This is a genomic window from Nocardia yamanashiensis NBRC 100130 (genome assembly GCF_001613325.1).
In the GTDB taxonomy this organism is placed as follows: Bacteria; Actinomycetota; Actinomycetes; order Mycobacteriales; family Mycobacteriaceae; genus Nocardia; species Nocardia yamanashiensis.
The window spans coordinates 1-19,458 of the sequence record NZ_BDCD01000020.1 but is presented as its reverse complement, the minus strand read 5'-3'; the positions used below and the strand labels follow the sequence as shown (position 1 = coordinate 19,458).

The window sequence follows — 19,458 nt, the reverse complement described above, 5'->3', positions numbered from 1 at the left end:
TCATGTCCCTGCACGTCGTCGCCGAATTGCGCGCCGAGCCCGGCCAGGAAGACCGCCTGCGCACCGCCCTCGAATCCATGATCGAGCCGTCGCTCGCCGAACCCGGCTGCATCTCCTACCAGCCCTACGTCAATCCCAACGACGCCGCCCAGATGGTCGTGGTGGAGGAATGGACCGGCGCCCCCGCCCTCGAAGAGCACTTCGCCACCCCGCATTTCAAGCACGTGGCCGAGGTCCTCGAGGGCATCCTCGCCGAGCCGCTCACCATCCGCCGCCTCGTCGCGGAGTAGTGCGCCCCCGTCATTCCGGCGTGCTTTCGGCCGGGATCCACACGGTTCGCCGGGTGTGGATCCCGGCCAAACCCATGCCGGGATGACGGGGTGACCCATCGCGGGATAGCGGGGTGACCCATGCCGGGATTACGGGTGTGACGGATTCCGGGATGACGGGGCATGCCCGCCGGGGTGTTCACCGGTACGCTCGTCAACGTGATGATGCGGATCCGATCGACAGCGCTGCTGGTGAGCGCGCTCGTCATCTCCGCATTGGCCGTCCTGTATCTGGCGGCGGCCGAACCCAATTCACTGTTCGTGCTCGGTGCGGTGGCCGTCGTCGCGGTCACCGCCGCCATGCTTTCGGCGCAACGGCTGCCCATCGCGGTCGTCGCCAATGCCGGTCCGCCGGAATCGGCGAGTCAACGCCGCCGCGGGGCCTATCTGCGGCAGAGCAATCCCGACACCGCCGGGCGTCCGCGCCCCCGCGCACCGGGGACCATTACCGCCTGACCTGCGCCTACTCGGCCGGTCGGGCATTCGCTGCCATCCATTCCCTCGCCCTCGCGTCCGCGCGCGGGCGTCTCGCAGTGAGGTCCCCCATGCTCGATTTCATCTATTACCCCGTGTCCGCGGTGCTCTGGCTGTGGCACACCCTCTTCGCGTCGGTGCTCGGCGCCGCCAGCGGTCTGGCCTGGGTGCTGGCCATCGTCTTCCTGGTCATCACCTTGCGCGCGCTGCTGCTGCGGCCCTTTCTCGCGCAACTGCGGTGGCAGCGCGGGCTGACTCGAATGCAGCCGGCGATCCAGGAGATCAAGCGCAAGCACGCCGGAGATCTGGAACGGCAGGGCCTGGAAATGCGGAAGCTGCAGCGCGAGCACGGCGTCAGCATGCTCGGCGGCTTCCTGCCGATCGTCGCCCAGATCCTGGTCTTCCTCGGCCTCTTCCACGTCCTGCGCTCGTTCCAGAACCCCGAGGTCGCCAACTACGTCTTCGGGCCGGACCAGGTGCGTTCCTTCCTGGACGCCGACCTGTTCGGCGTCTCGCTGAACGCGGTGCTGACCGGCGCCGGCAGCGGTTTCGCCGCGGTGGCCGTCGTGGCCGTCCCGCTCATGCTGATCGCGGCGCTCGCCACCCATCTCACCGCCCGGGCGTCCATCGCCCGGCAGCGTGACGCCGGCGCCGAACCCAACGCCCAGACCGGCATCATGAATGCCCTGTCGCTCTGGATCTTCCCGGCCGGCGCCCTGCTGTCGGGCCTGATCTTCCCGGTCGCGATCCTGCTCTACTTCGTCACCCAGAACGCGTGGACCTTCGCCCAGCAGCATCTGGTCTATCGGCGCTGGGGCGTGGAAACCCCGGTGGGGTCCTGATCGCCGGGGCGGCGAGTGTGACCCGGGTCGCAGCACGGCGCGACCCGGGGCCACGCGGGCCGGTCTGGCGGATAAGCGCTGGCGGTGACCGGATAGTCTGGTAGCTGGTCGTGAGCGGTATTCGATGCCTGCGCGGCCTCCGTGAATCAGCACAGACAAGGACTCTTGAGCGCTATGACAAGCCGCATCGAGCTCGCCCGCGTGGATCTGCGCGGTCGTACTCCCACTGCTGCCGAACTGCGCGCGGCACTGCCGCGTGGGGGCGTCGACGTGGACTCGGTGCTGCATCATGTGCGGCCGGTCGTGGAAGCGATTCGCGATCGAGGGGTCGAGGCGGCGCAGGAGTACAGCGAGAAGTTCGACGGGGTGCGGCCCGCGTCGGTGCGGGTGCCCGCGGCCGAGCTGGAAAAGGCGCTCGCCGAGCTGGATCCGGCGGTGCGGACCGCACTGGAGGTCGCCATCGAGCGGACCCGCAAGGTGCACAACGATCAGCGGCGGACCGACAAGACCACGCAGGTGGTGCCGGGCGGCACCGTCACCGAGCGGTGGGTGCCCGTCGAACGGGTCGGGCTGTATGTGCCGGGCGGCAATGCCGTGTACCCGTCCTCGGTCGTGATGAATGTGGTTCCGGCGCAGGCCGCGGGCGTGGACTCGCTGGTGGTGGCCTCGCCGCCGCAGGCGCAGTTCGGCGGGCTGCCGCACCCGACGATCCTGGCGGCCGCGCAGTTGCTGGGCGTCACCGAGGTGTGGGCGGTCGGCGGGGCGCAGGCCGTGGCGCTGCTGTCCTACGGCGGCATCGATACCGACGGGGCGCAGCTGGAACCGGTGGACATGATCACCGGGCCGGGCAATATCTATGTGACCGCGGCCAAGCGGCTGTGCCGGGGCCTGGTCGGCATCGACGCCGAGGCCGGGCCGACCGAGATCGCCATCCTGGCCGATGCCACCGCCGACGCGGCGCACGTGGCCGCCGACCTGATCTCGCAGGCCGAGCACGATGTGCTGGCCGCCAGTGTGCTGGTCACCGACAGCGTCGAACTCGCCGATGCCGTGGACGCCGCGCTCACCGCGCAGATGGCGGTGGTCAAGCACCACGATCGCGTCGCGGAAGCGCTGTCGGGCAAGCAGTCCGGGACCGTGCTGGTCGACGACATCGCCCAGGGGCTGCGCGTGGTGAACGCCTACGCGGCCGAGCACCTGGAGATCCAGACCGCCGACGCCGCCAGGGTCGCGGCCCAGGTGCGCAGTGCCGGAGCGGTTTTCGTCGGCGCGTGGTCGCCGGTCTCCCTCGGCGACTACTGCGCGGGATCCAATCACGTGCTGCCGACGGCCGGATGCGCCCGGCACTCTTCGGGTTTGAGCGTGCAGACCTTCCTGCGCGGCATCCACGTCGTCGAATACTCCGAAGACGCCCTGAAGGACGTCGCGGGACACGTGGTGGCGCTGGCCAATGCCGAAGACCTGCCCGCGCACGGTCAGGCCGTGTCGATCCGGTTCGGAGAACTGTCGTGAGCGCTGTGACCGTCCCCGGCTCGAACATCACCCTCGACGATCTGCCGCTGCGGGACAACCTGCGCGGCAAGAGCCCTTACGGCGCACCGCAATTGACGGTGCCGGTGCAGCTCAACACCAACGAGAACCCGCACCCGCCCAGCAAAGCGCTGGTCGACGATGTCGCCGAATCGGTGCGCGCCGCGGCGGCCGACCTGCACCGGTACCCGGACCGCGACGCGGTCGGGCTGCGCGGTGATCTCGCCGCCTACCTGACCGGGCAGACCGGCATCGCCGTCGACACCGCGAACGTGTGGGCGGCCAACGGCTCCAACGAGATCCTGCAGCAGCTGTTGCAGGCCTTCGGCGGACCCGGGCGCAGCGCACTGGGTTTCGTGCCGTCGTATTCGATGCACCCGATCATCTCCGAGGGCATCGACACCGAATGGGTGGAAGCCAAGCGCAACGGCGACTTCTCCCTCGATATCGACTACGCCCTCGCGGTGATCGCCGAACGCCGACCCGACGTGGTGTTCGTGACCAGCCCCAACAACCCGACGGGGCACAGCATTCCGGGCGCGGACCTGGAGCGGATCCTCGAGGCCGCGCCGGGCATCGTGGTGGTGGACGAGGCGTACGGGGAGTTCTCCAGCGCGCCCAGCGCCATCGGGCTGATCGATCGGTTCCCGGCGAAACTCGTTGTCAGCCGCACCATGTCGAAGGCGTTCGCGTTCGCCGGCGGGCGGCTGGGATACCTGGTGGCGGCTCCGGCCGTCATCGATGCCATGCTGCTGGTGCGCTTGCCGTACCACCTGTCGGTCGTCACCCAGGCCGCCGCCCGCGCCGCCCTCCGGCACGCCGACGAGACCCTCGCCAGCGTCGCCGAACTCGCCGCCCAGCGCGACCGCGTCGCGATCGCCCTGCGCGGCATGGGTTTCGAGGTCGTGCAGTCCGACGCCAACTTCCTGCTGTTCGGCCGCTTCACCGACGCGGGCCGGGCCTGGCAGCGCTACCTCGACGACGGCGTGCTCATTCGCGACGTCGGCATCCCGCACTACCTGCGCGCCACCATCGGCCTGGCGGCCGAGAACGACGAATTCCTCCGCGTCAGCGAGAAACTGGCGTCCGACGAGCTGATTCAGCTGTGACCACGGAAGCGACCATGGACCGTATCGCCCGGGTGGAACGCACCACCAAGGAATCCAGCATCGTCGTCGAGATCAACCTCGACGGCTCCGGCAAGACCGATATCGCCACCGGCGTGCCGTTCTTCGACCACATGCTGACCGCGCTCGGCCAACACGGCAGCTTCGACCTGACCGTGCACGCCAAGGGCGATATCGAGATCGAGGCGCATCACACCGTCGAGGACACCGCCATCGTCCTCGGCCAGGCGCTCGCGCAGGCGCTCGGCGACAAGAAGGGCATCCGCCGCTTCGGCGACTCCTTCATTCCGATGGACGAGACCCTGGCTCAGGCCATCGTGGACGTCTCCGGGCGGCCGTACTGCGTGCACACCGGCGAGCCGGAACACATGCTGCACACCATCATTCCGTCGGCGGGGCCCGGCGCGTCCTACTCGACCGTGCTCAACCGGCACGTGTTCGAGTCCATCGCGCTCAACGCCCGCATCGCCCTGCACGTGCGGGTCCTCTACGGCCGCGACCAGCACCACATCACCGAAGCCGAATTCAAGGCCGTGGCAAGGGCTTTGCGCGCCGCCGTCGAAAACGACCCGCGCGTGACCGGTGTCCCGTCGACCAAGGGAACCCTGTGACCAAGAAACTCGCCCTCCTGGACTACGGCTCCGGCAACCTGCACTCCGCCAGCCGCGCGCTGGCCCGCACCGGCGCCGAGGTCACCATTACCGCCGATCCCGAAATCGCCCTGGCCGCAGACGGTCTCGTCGTCCCCGGCGTCGGCGCCTACGCCGCCTGCATGGAGGGCCTCAAGTCCGTCCGCGGCGACCGCATCATCGGCAAGCGCCTGGCGGGCAGCCGCCCGGTCCTCGGCATCTGCGTCGGCATGCAGATCCTCTTCGAACGCGGCGTCGAATTCGGCGTCGAAACCGAAGGCTGCGCCGAATGGCCCGGCACCGTGGAACGCCTCGACGCCCCCGTCCTCCCGCACATGGGCTGGAACACCGTGAAGGCCCCCGAGGACTCGGTCCTCTTCGCCGGCATGGACGCCGACACCCGCTTCTACTTCGTCCACTCCTACGCCGCCCAGCACTGGGCCTGGAACGACAACGACAGCCAGATCGCCCCCGCCAAGCTAACCTGGGCCGAACACGGCGTCCCGTTCCTGGCGGCCGTCGAGAACGGCCCCCTCAGCGCCACCCAATTCCATCCGGAGAAATCCGGCGACGCCGGCGCCCAGCTCCTGCGCAACTGGGTCGACTCCCTCTGAACCCCCGAAACCCCCGCCACCGGCGGGGGTTTCGCATTCCTGCGGCTGATACCGCTCAGACGATCTCGATCTTGCTCGCGAGCCAGCGCCCGTCCACATTCGTCACGTCCACCTGCATCGTGTACTGCTTCTGAAACGGCTTCCCGCCGCTCCCGTCATTGCTGATCCGCTGCGTCACCTTGACCCGCGCCTGCGCGTTCTCGCCATCGCCGGTCGCCCGGCCGCATTCGATCGATGCCACCGAGGCGCGCGTGTGCGCGTTCTCCAGCGCGGACCGATACCGGTCAGTCTGGGTCGCCATGTCGGCGTGGAGCTCCCCGGTGCTGAGTTCCAGCATCCGGTCGATGTATTCGCCGGTGCGCTCGTAGTCGGCGGTGGCGAGAGCCTTCACCGCTTCGCAGGCCGCCACGCCCGCCTCGGCCGGTGCTTCCGCGTACGCGTTCGGTGCGCCGAGCGCGACCGCTGTCGCCGCCGCGGCCGACAGACCGGTGGCGAGCAGGATTCGAGATCTGATGATTCCCCCAAAGACGTGGAACTTCACCGGCATTCGCACCGGTCGCAGCATCGTAACCGGAGCGTCCGACATCAGGGTCGTCCCCGAGTGGAAATGCGGGTGGACACCGGATTCGGTGGGCGGGGCAGCGGCCTAGCGTCGAGTGACGAGGAGGTCGTCATGAGATCCACAGCGGTTCCGCTGGGCGTCATCGGCTTCTACGCGGTGGTGGCGAGCTTCGCCTTCGCGACCACCGCGGCGGAGACGATGTTGCTGTACCCGAATATTTTCAAGGACATTCCGGACTCCCTGGCACAGACCCAGGAGTTCATGAGCGTGGTCGCGGTCGGGGACGTGATGCGGCCGATGGGCGGCGCGCTGACCCTGTGCGCCCTCGCGGCCGTCATTGTGGCGTTGTGGTACCGCATCGGCCGCGGCTGGCTGGCGGCATCGCTGCTCTCACTGATCAGCGGCCAATTCCTGCTGTCGATCCTGTACCAGTGGCCGCGCGCGAACATCCTGTTCGACGACCGAGACAAGCACACACGAGCCGAAATCGACCGCGCGGCAAACGAATTCCTGGTCGCGCAGGGCTTCCGGATCGGTGCCGCGTTGCTGACGGCGGTGTTCGCGGTGGCGGCGGCGCTGGTCTGCTATCGGGCGCGGGTGCTGGCGAAGGCGAGGCTGGCGGATGACGCGGGTCTAGCGCGGGCGGGTGCCTGATTCCCAGACGGAGCTGGTTTCGACTCGGGTGAGCCGCCAGCCCTCGGGGGTGCGCCGTGCGTCGAAGCGGTAGACCTCGCCCAGAGTGTATTCGGGATTCGGGGTCGGTCGAGCGGGATCGGTTGCGGCGGGGGCGAATACGGCCATGAGATTGGCGCGGACGGTGGCGGTGTCGCCGTCCAGGTCGACGATCGTATTGGTGATGAAGTGCTGGATGTGGCGGTCGGGGGAGTGGTTTCGTGCGGCCTGGGCGACGAGTGCGGCGCGGTCCGGTGCGAAACCGCCGGGAGTCTTGGCGGTCGCATCGGGGGTGTACAGCGCCCCGAGTTCGTCGAACCGGCCTTCGTCGAGTGCTCGGCCCAGCCGATCGACCAAGTCGGCGATCTCACTGCGATCGACGAGTTCTTGCAGCTGACGGGTGATCTCGAGGGTGGTGCTCATCGGAAGTCCTCTGTGCGAAATTATTGGCCAAGCCAACGTTGGTGACGCCAACGGTATCAGATTGTGGGTGACGCCAACAACCTTTGCTAGATTCCCTGCATGGACACCGCGCCCGAAGGGGCATCCGGCCGGTTGCGCGCCCTGCCCACCCGTCTCGTCGGCCAGGTCGCGATCATTGCCAATCGCGCCACCGAGAAAGCCTTGGCCGACACCGGTTCCCGCCGCTACCACTACGCGCTGCTGGCCACCCTCGACGAGTCCGGCCCGCTCAGCCAGGCCGCGGTGGGTCGCCGCACCGGCATCGATCGCAGTGATGTGGTCGCCGCGGTCAACGATCTCGCTGACCGCGGCTTCCTGAACCGTGCGCCGGACCCCACCGACCGGCGCCGGAACATCCTCACCCTCACGCCCGCCGGCCGTGCCCACCTGCACGAACTCGACGACCGCCTGGAACAGGCACAGCAGGAGTTGCTGCCCGGCTTCAGCGCCGCCGAGCGCGCCAATCTCGTGCTGACCCTGACCCGCGTCCTCGAACTGCATGCGCGGCAAGCGGAGTGAGGCGGATCAGCCGGAGGTGCGGGCCGTCCGCCAGCCGCCGCAACCGGTGCGGTCGAGGTGGCACACATTCAGCGCGTACGGCGGGGCGAGCAGCGTCCGGGTGAACTTCCGGCCCGCGCCGACCTCGTAGGAGTCGTCGAACTTCTCGCCCTCGCGGGCCTGGTAGCGGATCTTCACGAACGCGCCCTGCGGGCCACCGTCCATATCCAACTGCATACTGCCGCAGAGCGTTCCGGCGCTACGCCAATTGTCGGTATAGGCATCGATGTAGCAGATGCCGTCGGCCGGCTGCGCCGCGCCGGTTCCGGTGGTGAGCAGTGCGCCGAAGGCGATGGCGGCGACCGCCGCAGCGAGCGAGGCGCGAGCGCGCGGGTGCGAAATGTGCATGTTCTCTCAGCCTTCCTGCCGGCCGCAGCCGGTGCAGAGGTAGTAATTGACGAAGCCGTTGGAGCGCAGCACCCAGGTGGTGGTGCCCCGGCAGGTCGCGCAGTAGCGGCGATAGCTCGGCATGGTGTCTTCCCTTCGGTGAGTGGGTATTTCAATCCCTGTCGAACAGGGCGGCCCAGCAGGTTCCCAGCGCCGCCGACGTGGCGAAGACGGCGACGATGAACCCGAGGAACGGATGGGGACCGGTCAGTTGCGGCCAGGTCCAGGTCAGCAGGACCGCCACCACGAGCCCGGCGAGCGCCAGCTTCGCCAGCCACCACAGGGCGCGCAGCGGCCCGTCCGGATCGGCGAGCGCCAGGGCGAACAGGGGGATCGCCACCAGTAGCAGTGGCCACAGGGCGGTCCAGAAGTCGTGCAACATGTTTCGGCTCGATTCAGGCGACGAAGGCTTTGACGGGAATCCGGTCGATATCGATCCAGCGGACCGCGTCGACGTCCTCGAAGCCCGCGCGACCGGCTGTCGGATCGGCGATGAGAACGCGGTCGCCGTCGATCCCGGCGACCACCACCCAGTGGCCGACCGGCCTGGGGTAACCGGGCAGCGCGCCGTTGATGGCCAAGGCGATCGGGTGGTCGGCGGGCAGGTCCTGCCGTGCCCACGCCCGCAGCTTCCGGCGTGCGTCGCGTTCGGTATCGCGGGTCGCGGTGGCGTCGCCGGAATTGCTGACCCGGTAGGTGTGGGCGCGCTGGTGCCGGTTGAGCGCGTCGGCGACGCCGTAGCGGTCGGCCCCGCGCTGCCGCGACCAGCCGACGGCCGGCTTCAGCGCATCGACCGATACGTCGATCCCGTAGGCGCGCAGGATCATTCGGACCGTCGCCGGTGCACACGTGTAGGCATCCGGTTGCTGCGTCCACGGCAGATCGATCCGGGTGCGCGGGATCATGAGGTTCGGGTCCAACGGGAGGCGATCGTCTGCCGGCCCCGGTCGTCATTGCCGTTCTTGCCGGTGTAGCCGCTGCCGCTGTCGTTCCAAGTGTTCATCTGTCTGCTCGCTTCGATTGCCGATGGACTGTCTGTGACCAACCGTGTGGCCGCACACTGTCGGCACGGAAGTGCAGAAATCGAAATCGGTCTGCGGAAGTCATTGTGGCCAGGCGTTTTTCGGCGGCCGCCGTTAGACTTCCGGGCGTGGTGGAGGTTTCGGCGGAGTCGGGGTCCGCATCGCCCGAACCGGCGATCGGGCCGTTCGATCCGGCGGAACTGCGCGATCGGGCCGCCGCGGTCGAGACCCGCAAGGAATTCGGCGCGCTGCTGCTGGCGACAGCCAAGGCGAGCCCGATCTCGGTCGGGACGATCAAGACCCGGCTGCGCAGCAGCGGCACCGTGTACGACTGGTTCCGCGGGAAGACCCTGCCCCGCGAGGCCGGGGACGCGCGGCGGCTGGCGGACGAACTCGGCGCGGCGCTCATCCGCATCCGGCGGGTGGACGCCGAGGACGCGAATGCGATCGCCGATGCGGTGTTCGACGCCTGGCAGCGGCTCGACGAGGAGCGCCAGGCGAGCGCGGCGGAACGAGCGCTGGCCAATCGCGTCGGCGCGGGGGCTGCCGCTCAACCGGAGCCCGCGCCCGAACCGGAGCCCCCTGCGGAGCCAGAGCTCGAGCCCCCAGGAAAACCGGAGCCCAGGATCGGCTTCACCGCGATCGGCGAACTCGATTCGGCGGGCGATGGTTTCGGAGGCGGAGGGGCGCTACCCGATGCCGTTGTTCCGGCACGGCGATCGAATCGCCGCGGGTGGCCGGTGCTCGTGGCCGTTTCGGCGGTGATCGGGTTCGCCGCGGCCTTCGCCATCACCCGGATCGCGCTCACTCCCGATCCGATCCCGAAACTCTCCTGCGCCGAATCCACGAACGTCGATGCGGGGCACGGGTTCGTGCAATTCGGCATCGCCTACGGTCCGCCCGGCGACCCGTATCCCAAGCAGCACACCGAGATCCGGATTCAAACTCACGAATCGGGTGGCTGGCTGGTGTACGCCTACCTGGCCAAGCCGAGTTCGGATCGGGATCAGATCCGCCTGGAGTGGAGTGACGCGCAGAAACCGGAGGACGATCAGGTGCACCGGTGCGACGGCCGGCCCGTCAACCTGATCCAGCAGACGCCCGGGATTCGCGCGCGCGGTCCACGCGGTGAACCGCGCTGGTTCCGGGCCTGCGGCACGGTCGTGACGGAATTTCAATGGCCGGGGCGCGGTCTGACCGCCTGCACGGGATGGAATCGGCCCGATGATTATTGAACGGCCTTCACGCCGAACCATATTCGCGTGCGTGCTGGCGACCTTGGCGGGAGCGGCGGCGGGTATCGGCGTGGGCATGGGCTGGGACGACTGGACCGATCCGGCGAGTTCCTTCACGCCCAACACGACCTCGCCGCTGCTGGCGTTCGGGATGTGCGGGGAACGGCTGCAACCCGATCCGGCCGTACCGTCCGTGACCGTCGGCGACCCGTCGACCGCCTTCGACACGCCCATCCGGAACCGGCAGATCGAATTGCGCGCCCAGCGGCATCCGGAATACGGATGGATCGTCTGGGCGGAGCTGGTCGCGTCGGCTTCGCCGCAGGATCATCTGTGGCTGGACTGGACCTACACGCGCGAGCAGGACACCAACCCGGCGCTGTGGCGGATGTGCGAGCAGCCTGTCACCGCCGGCCGCGCCACGCCCGCATTGCGGGTGTACGACGACCACGGCCGGTCACGGTGGTTCCAGGCGTGCGGGCAGGTGCCGCCGCAGGATCGCGGGTCGCGGGCCTCGGGGACCTTCTGCACGCAGGATTGGAACCGGCCGAATTGACCGGTCGGCCCGGAAACGGGGGATCGAGGGGTAACCAATAAGATGCTTGCGTGAGTCTTGTGCTGCTACCTGCCGTCGATGTCGCCAATGGTGAGGCCGTGCGCCTCGTTCAGGGAGAGGCCGGCAGCGAAACCTCCTACGGTTCGCCGCGCGACGCCGCCCTGGCCTGGCAGCACGCGGGAGCCGAGTGGGTGCATCTGGTGGATCTGGATGCGGCGTTCGGCAAGGGCAGTAACCGGGACCTGATCGCCGGGGTGATCGGTGAGCTGGATGTGAAGGTCGAGCTGTCCGGCGGCATTCGCGACGACGAGTCCCTGAAGGCGGCCCTGGCCACCGGGTGCGCGCGGGTGAACATCGGCACCGCGGCCATCGAGAACCCGGACTGGTGCGCGCGGGCCATCGGCGAATACGGCGACAAGATCGCGGTCGGGCTGGATGTGAAGCTCATCGACGGCGAATGGCGGCTGCGCGGACGCGGCTGGGTCACCGACGGCGGCGACCTGTGGGAGGTGCTCGAACGCCTGGAGCGCGACGGGTGCTCGCGGTACGTGGTCACCGACGTCTCCAAGGACGGCACCCTGACCGGGCCCAACCTGGAACTGCTGAGCCAGGTCGCCAACGCCGCCGAAGCGCCGGTCATCGCCTCGGGCGGCATCTCGGTGCTGGACGATCTGAAGGCCATCGCGACGCTGGTGGAGGAAGGCGTCGAAGGCGCGATCATCGGTAAAGCCCTGTACGCGGGCCGGTTCACCCTGCCCGAAGCACTGGCCGCGGTTCGCTAGCGCCGATGGAACTCGCCGAGCTGCTCACCATCGCCAGCGATGTGCTCGACACTGCCGCACCGCGTTTCGTGGAGGGGATCGGCGCTCCCAGCGCAGTCCAGAAGGGGCGCAACGATTTCGCGACCGCCCTCGACCTGGAGCTCGAGAAGCAGATCTCGGCGCAATTGGCCGAGCGCACCGGAATCCCGGTGCACGGTGAGGAATTCGGCGGACCGCAGCTGACCTCCGGGACGGCGTGGGTGCTCGATCCCATCGACGGGACCTTCAATTACTCACAGGGACACCCGCTCTGCGGCATGCTGCTGGCGCTGGTCCGCGACGGCGTGCCGGTGCTCGGCCTGACCTGGCTGCCCATGCAGGGTCAGCGCTATGCCGCGGCCGTCGGCGGGCCGGTGTTCCTGAACGGAAAACCTTTGCCGCCCTTGGAAGCCGCGAAACTCTCGGACTCCATGATCGGCTTCGGCACCTTCAATATCGACGGCGCGGGCCGTATCCCCGGCATCTTCCGCTTCAACCTGCTGGGCGCGCTCAGCCGCCTGTCCGGCCGCCTGCGCATGCACGGCTCCACCGGAATCGACCTGGCCTACACCGCATCCGGCGTGCTCGGCGGCGCGGTCGTGTTCGGCCACCACCCCTGGGACAATGCCGCGGGCGTCGCCCTGGTGCGCGCCGCCGGCGGCGTCGTCACCGACCTGCTGGGCCGGGACTGGACCATCGAATCCGGTTCGGTGCTCGCGGCCGCCCCCGGCGTGCACGAAGAACTACTGGACATGATCACCGTCACGGCCGATCGCGTCCGAGGAGAGGTATCGCAATGAGCTTGGCAGTCCGTGTCATCCCCTGCCTGGATGTCGACGCCGGCCGCGTCGTCAAGGGCGTCAACTTCGAGAACCTGCGCGACGCGGGCGATCCCGTCGAACTCGCCGCCACCTACGACGCCCAGGGCGCCGACGAACTCACCTTCTTGGACGTCACCGCCTCCACCGGCGACCGCGGCACCATGATCGACGTCGTCACCCGCACCGCCGAACAGATCTTCATCCCGCTCACCGTCGGCGGCGGCGTCCGCACCGTCGAAGACGTCGACCGCCTCCTGCGCGCCGGCGCCGACAAGGTCTCGGTCAACACCGCCGCCATCGCCCGCCCCGAAGTCCTGCGCGAAATGTCGGAACGCTTCGGCTCCCAGTGCATCGTGCTCTCGGTGGATGCCCGCACCGTCCCCGAAGGCGGTCAACCCACCCCGTCCGGCTGGGAAGTCACCACCCACGGCGGCAAACGCGGCACCGGCATCGACGCCGTCGAATGGGCCATCCGCGGCGCCGAACTCGGCGTCGGCGAAATCCTGCTCAACTCCATGGACGCCGACGGCACCAAAGCCGGCTTCGACCTCCCCATGATCCGCGCCGTCCGCGCCGCCGTCTCGGTCCCCGTCATCGCCTCCGGCGGCGCCGGCAAGGTAGCCGACTTCGCCCCCGCCGTCCAAGCCGGCGCCGACGCCGTCCTCGCTGCCAGCGTCTTCCACTTCGGCGACCTCACCATCGGCGAAGTCAAAACCGCCATGCGCACCGAAGGCCTCACCGTCCGCTGACCCCGACGCGCCCCGCTCCGAAGCATGACGAACGACCTTGCTATAACCGAGGCATGAGTCTCGACCCCGCTATCGCCGCCCGTCTCAAGCGCAATGCCGAGGGGCTGTTCGCTGCCATCGCGCAGGAGAAGAGCACCGGGGATGTGCTGATGATGGCTTGGATGGATGACGAGGCCCTCGCCCGGACGATCGAGACGCGGAAGGGGACGTACTACTCGCGGTCTCGGGAGCAGTACTGGGTGAAGGGGGAGACCTCGGGGCATACGCAGTATGTGCACGAGGTGCGGTTGGATTGTGACGGTGACACCGTGCTGCTGATCGTGGATCAGGAGGGGGCGGCCTGCCACACGGGGACGCATACCTGCTTCGATACCGATGTGCTGCTGGCGCAGGGGGACGTGCTGCTGGGGGACGCGGAGTAGCTGGGGCGCAGGCGTTCTCAGTGGACGGGGGGTCGTCCGGAGCGGCCGAGGCCGCGGGCCATGCCCTTGTCGAGCTGGGCGACCAGGGTTTCGCCGAGTTCGAGCAGCTGTTTGGTCTGTTCCTTGTCGAGGCCGTCGAAGACGAGGCCGCGCACGGTTTCCAGATAGCCGGGGGCGGCCTCGGTGACCTTGCGGAAACCGGCCTCGGTCAGGACCGCCTGGGCGCCGCGCCGGCCGGTGATCGAGACGCGTTGCGCCCAGCCGAGGCGTTCGAGTTTGGAGATCACGTGCGAGAGGCGCGATAGCGATGCGTTTGCCTTCTGGGCAAGCTCACTCAGTTGCAATCGGTGCCCTGGTTCTTCGGAGAGCAGGGTCATCACGAAGTATTCGAAATGGGTAATCCCGGACTCGCGTTGCAGCTGAGTGTCCAGTGCGGCGGGCAGGCGAGTGGTGAGGGCCACGAGGGTACGCCAAGCTCGCTGTTCCATCGGATTCAACCACTTGGTCACCGTGCGCGCCCTCTCGTAGCAGCCAAGTGACTTGTTGTGCCGGTGGCTCTGTCGGCCGGCGGAAGAGGAACGGCGAGTCACCCGCACGTTGAAGTTTGCCACGATTTCGCTCAACCGTCACGGGGTTGCTCAATGACGTGACATCGATCACGCGTGTCGCCACGCGGCTCAGTTCGCGCCGAGGTCCGGGGGATTAGCTGGGATTTCCGGCGACACGCGCTGCTTTTCTTGTTCCGCCCGTTGTTTCTCGGCACGATGCCGGCGGAATCGCCTGCGCACCACCAGAAATGCCACCAGCAGGAACAATACGGCGGCGGCGATGGCGCCGGTCATCGCCGCTCCGCGAAAGGCCGGCGCGTCGACATCGAGAATGCGTTCTCCGGCGTGTGCGGCATTGGAGTTGCCGAGCACGATGGTCAGCGTCATCAAATTCGGGACGGCGAGCACGACGGCGAGAACGGCGGAAGCGCCCGCAATAAACGGACCACCCCGTTTTTTCCAAGTGGTGCCCGCGAACAGGAACAGCAAAAGCGGGATCAGCGTGCACAGCAATCCGATGACCAAGCCGTACCAGATGCCCTTGGAGAAACTGCCCGACACCATTTCCGCGATGCGCTGCGCCCACCAACGCGGAATGAACGCCGCCAGAATCAGATAGGCGATCCACAGCACGAGTGCCAGCAACAGCAGGGCAATGATGCGATTGCGCCACGTGACGAAGGACGAACTCTTCCGTTCCGGCTGTTCTGTACTGGGCGTAGTCATGCCAGCAGCGTATGCCGGAGGCGCCGGACAGCGCCGGAACGCCACTCCGGCTACGCCCCAGCGCCGCTGCGGACCAGCGCCCAGCCGCGCCGGACGCCGACGAACCGCAGCGCCGCGCCGAGAATGATCAGATACACGATCACGTACATGTTCAGCAGAATCGGCGAAACCGGCCACGACGGCGGGAACAGGAACCAGCCCACCACCACCCAGGTCTCGGTCCAGTGGTAACTCCACGCCCCGACCGCCAGATACAGCGCCCCGGCCGCACCCCACCAGCGGGGTGCGGACTGCGCCCGGTGCACGCAGTACACGAACAACGGCACGAACCACACCCAGTGGTGATTCCACGCGAACGGCGAGACCGCGCACGCCGTCATCCCACTCAGCGTGACCCCGAGCAGCCGTTCCCCGCGCTGGTACAGCGCCGCGCTCACCAGCAGCCCGATAACCGCGACCGGCACCGCCAGCAGCAGCCAGTACCGCATCTGCACCGGATGATCCAGCAGATGCGCGACCGCCCCGCGCAGTGACTGATTGGCCGGCTGGGTATCGGGTGCGATCCGATCCGAATGGAAGAACGTCGAGGTCCAGTACTGCCGCGAATCCGCCGGCAGCACGATCCACGCGATCAGCACCGTCGCCAGGAACGTCGCCGCCGCCGTGAGGGCCGCCCGCCACTGCCGCAGGACCGCGAACTGCACCACGAAAAACAGTGGCACCAGCTTGATTCCGGCCGCGATCCCCACCCCGATGCCGCGCGCGCGGCTGCCGTCCGGCCGTGAGAATCCCAGCAGCACCAGCGCCATCAGAATCAGATTGATCTGCCCGTAGTACAGCGTCGACCGCACCGGTTCCAGGAAGGTGCAGGTCAGCGTGATCAGCGCGCTCACCGCCGCGAGCCGCCGAGTCAGCGTGTACCCCAGCAGTTTCCAGCACAGCAGCACACACCCGAACAGCATGACCAGGTTCAGCGCCGCCCAGGTCCCGTTCACCCACCCCCACGGCACCGCCGCGATCGGCAGGAAACTCAAGGTGGAGAACGGCGTATAGGTGTAGGACAACCCCGCCAGCGTCGGGTCCTCGTACAGCGGGATATCGCGCAGCACCCGCAGCGCCCCGTCCCGGTAGATGTGCGTGTCCAGCCCGCCCGCCAGCATCCCCACTTCGCGCAGGTGGGGGTCGACCGTGGCGAACAGCAACACCCCCGACAGCACCGAGGTGCAGGCGAGGATGAAAAACGTTGTGCGCCCGAAGTTTTGCGCAGGCACCCGTCCATCATCCCGCGATGGCGCGCCCGCGTCCTCCGTTCTCGCACCGGTGGTGGTCGTGCTGGTCAAGCTGGGCCCCCTCGGAATTCGAATTCACGTCAGGTCGCTCGAGCAGGTGCGCACCGGATCAGGGTGCGCTGAAAGACAGATCCAGGGTTTCGAAATCGGTGACCCGCGGCGGCTGCGGGAAGGCCCGCCCGGCCGCCCGGGCCAGGGCGGGCAGGAAATGCGCCTGGTTGAAGGCGTCGAGCTGGGCGCGGGTCTCCCAGACCTGCACCACCTGCCAGCCGCCGTCGGCCGGTCCGGCGGCGAAAAGCAGCCGCCCGGGCGGGAATTCGACGTCGTCGAGTTCGGCCCCGATGGCCAGATAGTGCCGCTCGGTACCGCCCGGGAAGAACGCCAGCCGCACGAAGGCCATTCGATCAGCCCCGGGTCCGCAGGAATTCGAGCGCTTCGTCGGCATGCACGTTGGCGCGCAGTTCGCTCGAGATGACCTTGGCGATGGTGCGGTCCGGGTCGATGACGAAGGTGGTGCGCTTGACCGGGACCAGGGCGCCGAGCAGGCCGCGTTTGACGCCGAATTCGGCCGCCACCTTCGCGCCCTGATCGGAGAGTACGGGGTAGCCGAGGGACTGCTTCTCGGCGAAGCCGGACTGCACGTCCACCGAATCGGCGCTGATGCCGACGCAGGTCGCGCCCAGGGCCTTGAATTCGCTTGCCAGATCCCGGAAATGGCAGGCTTCGGCGGTGCAGACGGGGGTGTTGGCGGCGGGGTAGAAGAAGAGCACCACCGGGCCGTCGGCCAAGAGGGATTCCAGGGTCCGCGGAGCGCCGGATTGATCGGGGAGAGAGAAGTTCGGGGCGAGCTGGCCAGCCTTCATGTTAGGCAGACTAACTGAATGAGGGTCCCGGGAGCGCAACCCCCGGGACCCCCGAAAAACCGGGTCACCCACCGTGAGCCCGTGGATCACACGCCGATCAGGGCGGCGACTTCCGGGTTCTTGATGTCCATGACATCGAGGATGCCGTGCGCCCGCAGGAACGGCTTCAGCTCCCGGATCCGGTCGGTGTGCTCGGCGTACTCGTCCGGGAAGCTGCGCGGATCCAGCGCCTCCAGGGCCTTCACATACGTGACGAAAGAGGCGATGGCGGAATACTTGCCACCGCCGTTCATGCTCATCATCCGCGGCGGCTGGCCCGGCATCATGCCGTGACCGACCTGCGGAGCTGCGTGCCGTGGACCCTCCGGTGCGACCGGTTGCGAGGGGTACATCTGTGTTGAACTCCTCTCGAATGGGATACCGCGTGCGACCTCTCCAAGTACTGCTGAGCAGAGTCTTCTGCCGGAGCAGGATGCCGCGAGTGTAGTGATGACCGCTTCAGGTATTCGCGGCGGAGGGTCCTGCGGCTGGGAGGGGATAGCGATTTATATCCCGGCCCCCGGGCCTGGAATGATGTGGTCATGCACGGCTCGCCTAATGACAACACCACGTCCCGGGAACAGTTCCGTGAGCTCGCGGCCGACCACCGGGTGGTCCCCGTGACCCGAAAGGTGTTGGCGGACTCGGAGACTCCGCTCTCGGCCTATCGCAAGCTGGCGGGGGACCGGGCCGGGACCTTCCTGCTGGAGTCCGCCGAGAACGGGCGCTCCTGGTCCCGATGGTCGTTCATCGGCGCGGGCAGCCCGTCCGCGCTGACCGTGGTGGACGGCGAGGCGGCGTGGCTGGGGCAGACGCCGGCCGACGCGCCCGTGGGCGGCGACCCGCTGGTCGCGCTGCGGGAGGCGCTGGAGGTGCTGCGCACCGAGCGGGTGCCCGGTTTGCCGCCTCTGACCGGCGGCATGGTCGGGTATCTGGGCTATGACGCGGTGCGGCGCATCGAGCGGCTGCCGGTCCTCGCGGCCGATGATCTGCGATTGCCCGAGATGGTGCTCATGCTGGCCACCGACCTGGCCGCGTTCGACCATCACGAGGGCGCGATCACGCTCATCGCCAATGCCGTCAACTGGAACGGCACCGACGAACGCGTGGACGAGGCCTACGACGACGCGGTGGCGCGGCTGGATCGCATGACCGAGGCTCTCGCCGCGCCCGCCGATTCCACGGTGTCGGTCTTCGACCGCCCCGAACCGAACTACCGCCGCCAGCGCACCTCCGAGGAATTCGGGGCGGGCGTGCGCCGCCTGGTCAAGGAGATCGAGGCCGGCGAAGCGTTCCAGGTGGTGCTGTCGCAGCGGTTCGAGATGGAGTACGGCGGCACGCCCATCGACCTGTATCGGATGCTGCGGGCGTCGAATCCGAGCCCGTACATGTACCTCATGCACATTCCGGACGGCTCCGGCGAGACCGCGTTCTCCATCGTCGGCTCCAGCCCCGAATCCCTGGTCACGGTGAAGGACGGCGTCGCCACCACGCACCCGATCGCGGGCACCCGCTGGCGCGGGGCCACCGAGGAGGACGACCTGCTGCTGGAGAAGGGCCTGCTCGCCGACGAGAAGGAGAACGCCGAGCACCTCATGCTCGTCGATCTCGGCCGCAACGATCTGGGCCGCGTCTGCGAACCCGGCACCGTGCGCGTCACCGAATACCGCCACATCGAGCGCTATTCGCACGTCATGCACCTGGTGTCGACGGTCTCCGGCCGCCTCGCGCCCGGCAAGGTCGCCCTCGACGCGGTCAACGCCTGCTTCCCCGCCGGCACCCTGTCCGGCGCACCGAAGGTCCGCGCCATGGAACTCATCGAGGAACTCGAACCCACCCGCCGCGGCATCTACGGCGGCGTGGTCGGCTACCTCGATTTCGCCGGCGACGCCGACACCGCCATCTGCATCCGCACCGCCCTCCTCAAGGACGGCACCGCCTACGTCCAGGCGGGCGCGGGCGTGGTCGCCGACTCCGACCCGGAATACGAGGACGTCGAATCCCGCAACAAGGCGATGGCGGTGCTGAAGGCCGTCGCCGCCGCGGAAACGGTGCGCGCCTTCCGCCCGAGCGAGCCGCAATGAGCGACCCGGAGGGCGATCCGTCCGCGGCCGCCAGAGCGACGCGGCCTACCGCCGCAGCGGGAGAGGATTCGGATTCCGCTGCGGCGCAGGACGGTTCGCAGGCCGGGCCGGCCGTAGC

At 68.3% G+C, this 19,458-nt stretch carries 27 protein-coding genes; 16 read left to right on the top strand and 11 right to left on the bottom strand.

Features of this window, described 5'->3' with window-relative positions; genetic code table 11:
- The first annotated feature begins 2 nt into the window (after positions 1-2).
- From NY1_RS23130 to hisH, 7 genes are all read left to right on the top strand, one after another.
- On the top strand, positions 3-290 hold the full coding sequence (locus NY1_RS23130) for a putative quinol monooxygenase (RefSeq protein WP_067717110.1): 288 nt from the start codon (positions 3-5) through the stop codon (positions 288-290).
- A 201-nt stretch (positions 291-491) separates the two neighbouring features.
- The gene (locus tag NY1_RS23125) at positions 492-785 is read left to right on the top strand and encodes a DUF6412 domain-containing protein (protein ID WP_067717694.1); all 294 of its coding nucleotides are present in this window, start codon (positions 492-494) and stop codon (positions 783-785) included.
- Between the two features lie 89 nt (positions 786-874).
- Entirely contained in the window at positions 875-1,645 is a 771-nt protein-coding gene (gene yidC, locus NY1_RS23120; RefSeq protein WP_067717107.1) for a membrane protein insertase YidC, read from the top strand.
- A gap of 174 nt (positions 1,646-1,819) precedes the next feature.
- A complete protein-coding gene (hisD, locus tag NY1_RS23115; RefSeq protein ID WP_067717104.1) occupies positions 1,820-3,157 on the top strand; it encodes a histidinol dehydrogenase in 1,338 nt (445 codons plus the stop codon).
- Positions 3,154-4,284 (top strand): histidinol-phosphate transaminase, encoded by a 1,131-nt coding sequence (locus tag NY1_RS23110; RefSeq protein ID WP_067717102.1) that lies wholly within the window; start codon positions 3,154-3,156, stop codon positions 4,282-4,284. The genes hisD and NY1_RS23110 overlap by 4 nt, the downstream gene beginning before the upstream one ends.
- Positions 4,285-4,298: 14 nt before the next feature.
- Positions 4,299-4,913: an imidazoleglycerol-phosphate dehydratase HisB gene (hisB, locus tag NY1_RS23105; protein ID WP_067717691.1), complete on the top strand. Its 615-nt coding sequence runs from the start codon at positions 4,299-4,301 to the stop codon at positions 4,911-4,913.
- Positions 4,910-5,545, top strand: a complete 636-nt coding sequence (gene hisH, locus NY1_RS23100) for an imidazole glycerol phosphate synthase subunit HisH (protein WP_067717098.1) — start codon at positions 4,910-4,912, stop codon at positions 5,543-5,545. The genes hisB and hisH overlap by 4 nt, the downstream gene beginning before the upstream one ends.
- 55 nt (positions 5,546-5,600) lie before the next feature.
- On the opposite strand, the gene NY1_RS23095 is transcribed toward hisH, so the two are convergent.
- Positions 5,601-6,092 carry an Rv1363c family protein gene (locus tag NY1_RS23095; RefSeq protein WP_501193564.1) on the bottom strand — a complete coding sequence of 164 codons (492 nt, stop codon included), beginning with the start codon at positions 6,090-6,092 and terminating at the stop codon, positions 5,601-5,603.
- A gap of 126 nt (positions 6,093-6,218) precedes the next feature.
- Between NY1_RS23095 and NY1_RS23090 the strand changes: the two genes are divergently transcribed.
- Positions 6,219-6,761, top strand: coding sequence for a hypothetical protein (locus NY1_RS23090; RefSeq protein ID WP_067717688.1), 543 nt, complete (start codon positions 6,219-6,221; stop codon positions 6,759-6,761).
- On the opposite strand, the gene NY1_RS23085 is transcribed toward NY1_RS23090, so the two are convergent.
- The gene (locus NY1_RS23085; RefSeq protein WP_067717092.1) at positions 6,741-7,202 is read right to left on the bottom strand and encodes a nuclear transport factor 2 family protein; all 462 of its coding nucleotides are present in this window, start codon (positions 7,200-7,202) and stop codon (positions 6,741-6,743) included. The two genes, NY1_RS23090 and NY1_RS23085, sit on opposite strands and share 21 nt — an antisense overlap.
- Before the next feature lie 99 nt (positions 7,203-7,301).
- Between NY1_RS23085 and NY1_RS23080 the strand changes: the two genes are divergently transcribed.
- On the top strand, positions 7,302-7,760 hold the full coding sequence (locus NY1_RS23080) for a MarR family winged helix-turn-helix transcriptional regulator (RefSeq protein ID WP_067717089.1): 459 nt from the start codon (positions 7,302-7,304) through the stop codon (positions 7,758-7,760).
- Positions 7,761-7,766: 6 nt separating this feature from the next.
- Here NY1_RS23080 and NY1_RS23075 read toward each other — a convergent pair whose 3' ends face one another.
- The 3 genes from NY1_RS23075 to NY1_RS23065 form a co-directional block, all read right to left on the bottom strand.
- Positions 7,767-8,147: a hypothetical protein gene (locus NY1_RS23075; RefSeq protein ID WP_067717085.1), complete on the bottom strand. Its 381-nt coding sequence runs from the start codon at positions 8,145-8,147 to the stop codon at positions 7,767-7,769.
- A gap of 151 nt (positions 8,148-8,298) precedes the next feature.
- Entirely contained in the window at positions 8,299-8,568 is a 270-nt protein-coding gene (locus NY1_RS23070) for a hypothetical protein (RefSeq protein WP_067717083.1), read from the bottom strand.
- A 13-nt stretch (positions 8,569-8,581) separates the two neighbouring features.
- Complete coding sequence (locus tag NY1_RS23065; RefSeq protein ID WP_067717080.1) at positions 8,582-9,091, bottom strand: C39 family peptidase; 510 nt, start codon at positions 9,089-9,091, stop codon at positions 8,582-8,584.
- A gap of 203 nt (positions 9,092-9,294) precedes the next feature.
- On the opposite strand from NY1_RS23065, the gene NY1_RS44055 reads away from it, so the two are divergent.
- Genes NY1_RS44055 through hisI form a run of 6 tightly spaced genes read left to right on the top strand, consistent with a single transcriptional unit; the run spans position 9,295 to position 13,791 of the window.
- On the top strand, positions 9,295-10,443 hold the full coding sequence (locus NY1_RS44055; RefSeq protein ID WP_174567218.1) for a hypothetical protein: 1,149 nt from the start codon (positions 9,295-9,297) through the stop codon (positions 10,441-10,443).
- Positions 10,444-10,474: 31 nt separating this feature from the next.
- Positions 10,475-10,999: a hypothetical protein gene (locus tag NY1_RS23055; RefSeq protein WP_067717076.1), complete on the top strand. Its 525-nt coding sequence runs from the start codon at positions 10,475-10,477 to the stop codon at positions 10,997-10,999.
- Between the two features lie 50 nt (positions 11,000-11,049).
- Entirely contained in the window at positions 11,050-11,781 is a 732-nt protein-coding gene (gene priA, locus NY1_RS23050; protein ID WP_067717073.1) for a bifunctional 1-(5-phosphoribosyl)-5-((5-phosphoribosylamino)methylideneamino)imidazole-4-carboxamide isomerase/phosphoribosylanthranilate isomerase PriA, read from the top strand.
- 5 nt (positions 11,782-11,786) lie between these two features.
- On the top strand, positions 11,787-12,599 hold the full coding sequence (locus NY1_RS23045; RefSeq protein WP_067717070.1) for an inositol monophosphatase family protein: 813 nt from the start codon (positions 11,787-11,789) through the stop codon (positions 12,597-12,599).
- The gene (gene hisF, locus NY1_RS23040; RefSeq protein WP_067717068.1) at positions 12,596-13,369 is read left to right on the top strand and encodes an imidazole glycerol phosphate synthase subunit HisF; all 774 of its coding nucleotides are present in this window, start codon (positions 12,596-12,598) and stop codon (positions 13,367-13,369) included. The genes NY1_RS23045 and hisF overlap by 4 nt, the downstream gene beginning before the upstream one ends.
- 53 nt (positions 13,370-13,422) lie before the next feature.
- Positions 13,423-13,791, top strand: a complete 369-nt coding sequence (gene hisI, locus NY1_RS23035; protein WP_067717066.1) for a phosphoribosyl-AMP cyclohydrolase — start codon at positions 13,423-13,425, stop codon at positions 13,789-13,791.
- Between the two features lie 17 nt (positions 13,792-13,808).
- Here hisI and NY1_RS23030 read toward each other — a convergent pair whose 3' ends face one another.
- The 6 genes from NY1_RS23030 to NY1_RS23005 all read right to left on the bottom strand — a co-directional run bounded on the left by NY1_RS23030 (position 13,809) and on the right by NY1_RS23005 (position 17,609).
- Positions 13,809-14,279 carry a MarR family winged helix-turn-helix transcriptional regulator gene (locus NY1_RS23030; protein ID WP_067717063.1) on the bottom strand — a complete coding sequence of 157 codons (471 nt, stop codon included), beginning with the start codon at positions 14,277-14,279 and terminating at the stop codon, positions 13,809-13,811.
- 189 nt (positions 14,280-14,468) lie between these two features.
- Positions 14,469-15,065: a permease gene (locus NY1_RS23025; RefSeq protein ID WP_067717060.1), complete on the bottom strand. Its 597-nt coding sequence runs from the start codon at positions 15,063-15,065 to the stop codon at positions 14,469-14,471.
- Between the two features lie 50 nt (positions 15,066-15,115).
- Positions 15,116-16,336, bottom strand: coding sequence for a glycosyltransferase 87 family protein (locus NY1_RS23020; RefSeq protein ID WP_067717058.1), 1,221 nt, complete (start codon positions 16,334-16,336; stop codon positions 15,116-15,118).
- 127 nt (positions 16,337-16,463) lie between these two features.
- Positions 16,464-16,754, bottom strand: a complete 291-nt coding sequence (locus NY1_RS23015; RefSeq protein ID WP_067717055.1) for a hypothetical protein — start codon at positions 16,752-16,754, stop codon at positions 16,464-16,466.
- A 4-nt stretch (positions 16,755-16,758) separates the two neighbouring features.
- Positions 16,759-17,217: a peroxiredoxin gene (locus NY1_RS23010; protein WP_067717053.1), complete on the bottom strand. Its 459-nt coding sequence runs from the start codon at positions 17,215-17,217 to the stop codon at positions 16,759-16,761.
- Between the two features lie 86 nt (positions 17,218-17,303).
- On the bottom strand, positions 17,304-17,609 hold the full coding sequence (locus tag NY1_RS23005) for a hypothetical protein (RefSeq protein WP_067717050.1): 306 nt from the start codon (positions 17,607-17,609) through the stop codon (positions 17,304-17,306).
- Between the two features lie 189 nt (positions 17,610-17,798).
- Between NY1_RS23005 and NY1_RS23000 the strand changes: the two genes are divergently transcribed.
- The gene (locus NY1_RS23000) at positions 17,799-19,340 is read left to right on the top strand and encodes an anthranilate synthase component I (protein ID WP_067717685.1); all 1,542 of its coding nucleotides are present in this window, start codon (positions 17,799-17,801) and stop codon (positions 19,338-19,340) included.
- Positions 19,341-19,458 lie beyond the last annotated feature (118 nt).

Coding starts and splice junctions, on each gene's coding strand:
- NY1_RS23025 (WP_067717060.1), bottom strand. CDS start 15,065: ATGACTACGCCCAGTACAGAACAGCCGGAACGGAAGAGTTCGTCCTTC.
- NY1_RS23030 (WP_067717063.1), bottom strand. CDS start 14,279: ATGGAACAGCGAGCTTGGCGTACCCTCGTGGCCCTCACCACTCGCCTG.
- NY1_RS23130 (WP_067717110.1), top strand. CDS start 3: ATGTCCCTGCACGTCGTCGCCGAATTGCGCGCCGAGCCCGGCCAGGAA.
- NY1_RS23125 (WP_067717694.1), top strand. CDS start 492: ATGATGCGGATCCGATCGACAGCGCTGCTGGTGAGCGCGCTCGTCATC.
- hisD (WP_067717104.1), top strand. CDS start 1,820: ATGACAAGCCGCATCGAGCTCGCCCGCGTGGATCTGCGCGGTCGTACT.
- NY1_RS23080 (WP_067717089.1), top strand. CDS start 7,302: ATGGACACCGCGCCCGAAGGGGCATCCGGCCGGTTGCGCGCCCTGCCC.
- NY1_RS23085 (WP_067717092.1), bottom strand. CDS start 7,202: ATGAGCACCACCCTCGAGATCACCCGTCAGCTGCAAGAACTCGTCGAT.
- yidC (WP_067717107.1), top strand. CDS start 875: ATGCTCGATTTCATCTATTACCCCGTGTCCGCGGTGCTCTGGCTGTGG.
- NY1_RS23045 (WP_067717070.1), top strand. CDS start 11,787: ATGGAACTCGCCGAGCTGCTCACCATCGCCAGCGATGTGCTCGACACT.
- NY1_RS23010 (WP_067717053.1), bottom strand. CDS start 17,217: ATGAAGGCTGGCCAGCTCGCCCCGAACTTCTCTCTCCCCGATCAATCC.
- NY1_RS23065 (WP_067717080.1), bottom strand. CDS start 9,091: ATGATCCCGCGCACCCGGATCGATCTGCCGTGGACGCAGCAACCGGAT.
- NY1_RS23095 (WP_501193564.1), bottom strand. CDS start 6,092: ATGCCGGTGAAGTTCCACGTCTTTGGGGGAATCATCAGATCTCGAATC.
- NY1_RS23015 (WP_067717055.1), bottom strand. CDS start 16,754: ATGGCCTTCGTGCGGCTGGCGTTCTTCCCGGGCGGTACCGAGCGGCAC.
- NY1_RS23070 (WP_067717083.1), bottom strand. CDS start 8,568: ATGTTGCACGACTTCTGGACCGCCCTGTGGCCACTGCTACTGGTGGCG.
- NY1_RS23005 (WP_067717050.1), bottom strand. CDS start 17,609: ATGTACCCCTCGCAACCGGTCGCACCGGAGGGTCCACGGCACGCAGCT.
- NY1_RS23090 (WP_067717688.1), top strand. CDS start 6,219: ATGAGATCCACAGCGGTTCCGCTGGGCGTCATCGGCTTCTACGCGGTG.
- NY1_RS23000 (WP_067717685.1), top strand. CDS start 17,799: ATGCACGGCTCGCCTAATGACAACACCACGTCCCGGGAACAGTTCCGT.
- NY1_RS23075 (WP_067717085.1), bottom strand. CDS start 8,147: ATGCACATTTCGCACCCGCGCGCTCGCGCCTCGCTCGCTGCGGCGGTC.
- hisB (WP_067717691.1), top strand. CDS start 4,299: ATGGACCGTATCGCCCGGGTGGAACGCACCACCAAGGAATCCAGCATC.
- hisI (WP_067717066.1), top strand. CDS start 13,423: ATGAGTCTCGACCCCGCTATCGCCGCCCGTCTCAAGCGCAATGCCGAG.
- hisF (WP_067717068.1), top strand. CDS start 12,596: ATGAGCTTGGCAGTCCGTGTCATCCCCTGCCTGGATGTCGACGCCGGC.